Raw genomic sequence first — 2,320 nt, 5'->3', positions numbered from 1 at the left:
AAGAAAACGATATCTAAAAGAATAGAGAAGAGAAACAACTAATCAGGATATAGCTCCCCCCTCCCCACTGAAGGGGCTTTAAAAAAATATATTCCATTCGAATCCATTACGTAACAAAAGTAGAGTCGATGATCTTTAAATGCCCTTTTTTACAACTTGGACATAACGTTATATCTTTTTTTAAGATTTCTTTAATAATTTCTAGTTTACTTAACCCTTCAAACCTTGGTTTATAAAGCGGACTCTTCGTTAATTCTCGACAACGAACAAGCTTTGTCTTCCTGTTTCTACTAGCTAAAATCCCATAGTGCCTTACTTTAACAAAACCTTTCGGTAAAATATGCATTAAAAATCGCCGAATAAATTCTACGATTGTCATAGTGACCCGTTTGTTTTTATTTTTATCCTTATAATCTTTGACACCTATGGTCACCGCACCTTCATGTATGGAGAGGATACGGTGATTAGAAATGGCAATCCGATGGGTGTAACGGCTTAGATATTTCATGACAGCTAGAGGCCCAGAGAAGGTTCTTTTTGTATAGCTGTACCAATCGAGCCCATAACAAGTATCTATCAAACTTTGAAAATCCTCCGGATTCTTATAGATTTCAGCCTCGTTATAAAATCTCAAGCGCTTTTGTTTATAGTATTTTTTAAGATAAAATAAAAATTTGCCTCGAAACTTCTTAGACAAAACACGAACAGGAATAAAAAACTTCTCGCTTGTCTTCTTCCACAATCCTTCTTTCGTGAGTCCACCAGCCAATATAATCGTATGGATATGCGGATGATAATGTAAATTCTGTCCCCAGGTGTGTAATACGGAAAGAAATCCGATTTGAGCCCCCAGGTATTTTTCATCTTGAGCCAATTCAGTCAAAGTTTCAGCCACTGCCTTGTACATCAACGTATAAAGTAGTTTTTGATTTTGATAGATCAGCATGTGTAATTGTTTAGGCATAGTAAAAACCGCATGAAAATAAGGGGCATTTAAGATATCTTCTCTGCGTTTATCGACCCAGATTTCCTTTTCAACACCTTGGCATTGTGGACAGTGACGGTTTCGGCATGAATTATAACTCACTCGTGTCTCTCCACAATGATCACATTCATGAGTGTGCCCGCCTAGAGCTGATGTCCGACAATTGATAATGGCTTTGGCAGCCTTTGCTTGTTCTTTCGATACCTTGTGTTCTTCAAGGAATTCGTCGTAGTGGTTGCGAAATATGTCCTGCACGGTTATTTTCATCGTTTTTTACCTTTTGGCGAATCTAGAGGACTTTTAACTCCCATGAGACTTTTCGAAGTCAAGTGTAAGTAGTAATTCGTAGTCTCCAATCTTTTATGTCCTAACATATGTTGAATATGAACGGGATCGACTTCATCTTCTAACAAATGGGTAGCAAAGCAATGTCGTAAGGTATGCGCAGAAATACGAGTATCAAGTTCTAATCGATCTCTTACTTTAATGAATGTATTTTGAATCGTTTTGACGGTAATATGACTTTTCTGATTTTGTCCGAGGAAGAGCCAGTCCTCCTTGGTGAAAGGCTTACGATAATAGGTTTTAAAATACTCTCGAAGCACTAAAAGACTCTCTTCGGACAAGATGGTATATCGGTTGGTGTTGTGTTTGGCTTTTTCTACACGAACACGCATCTCCTTACTATCAATGTCGCCGATTTTCAATCGGGCCACTTCTCCAACACGTAAACCACTACCATAGATTAGGGAGAAAATCGCCTTGTGTTTTAAATTTTGAATCTCTTCGATTAAGGTATTTACATCCCTCCTAGGAGGGATAACGGGTAGCTTCTTCTCTCGATTCATCCTCGGAACTTTTATTGGATTCCATTCCTTTTCTAAAACATAGGTGTAAAAGAATTTAACGGAAGAAATATGATTATTAATCGTAGCTGGAGAGAGTTTTCGATCTCTTTTTAAGTGAAGAATATACCCTTGGATATCTTCAAAGGTAGTCGCATCAATAGAGTTCTCTAGCACTTCCATATAGATTAAAAAATCAAAGATTCTTCTTTTCATAGATTCTCTCGTGCGTTCAGGCGAATTCTTTAGTTCAAAAAACAGTTCAATTTTTTGTTCATATTTTTCCATGACTAAAACCTCCTAATTGATTGAATGAATTCAAAGCAATCAGGAGGTTGGTGGGCCCCTAGGTGTTAGAGTGAAAAATTGGTTATATAATTTTAAATAAATGCATGGTATAATCATCATCATAAAAGTATGTCCTTCCTTGGTTGTTTTGTTCGGCGATAAAACTATACCATGAAAGACATACTTTTTCTTTTGTTTTTTT

At 36.8% G+C, this 2,320-nt stretch carries 2 protein-coding genes; both read right to left on the bottom strand.

Annotation, left to right across the window (positions count from 1 at the left end):
* Positions 1–106: 106 nt before the first annotated feature.
* Positions 107–1,252, bottom strand: coding sequence for an IS91 family transposase (locus RZN25_18245; GenBank protein MEQ6378744.1), 1,146 nt, complete (start codon positions 1,250–1,252; stop codon positions 107–109).
* On the bottom strand, positions 1,249–2,118 hold the full coding sequence (locus tag RZN25_18240; GenBank protein ID MEQ6378743.1) for a site-specific integrase: 870 nt from the start codon (positions 2,116–2,118) through the stop codon (positions 1,249–1,251). The genes RZN25_18245 and RZN25_18240 overlap by 4 nt, the downstream gene beginning before the upstream one ends.
* Positions 2,119–2,320: the final 202 nt, after the last annotated feature.

Source organism: Bacillaceae bacterium S4-13-56 (assembly GCA_040191315.1).
Lineage (GTDB): Bacteria > Bacillota > Bacilli > Bacillales > JAWJLM01 > JAWJLM01.
Note: the sequence above shows the minus strand (reverse complement) of the source record. Positions and strands in the feature narration are given on the sequence as shown.

Coding starts and splice junctions, on each gene's coding strand:
- RZN25_18240 (MEQ6378743.1), bottom strand. CDS start 2,118: ATGGAAAAATATGAACAAAAAATTGAACTGTTTTTTGAACTAAAGAAT.
- RZN25_18245 (MEQ6378744.1), bottom strand. CDS start 1,252: ATGAAAATAACCGTGCAGGACATATTTCGCAACCACTACGACGAATTC.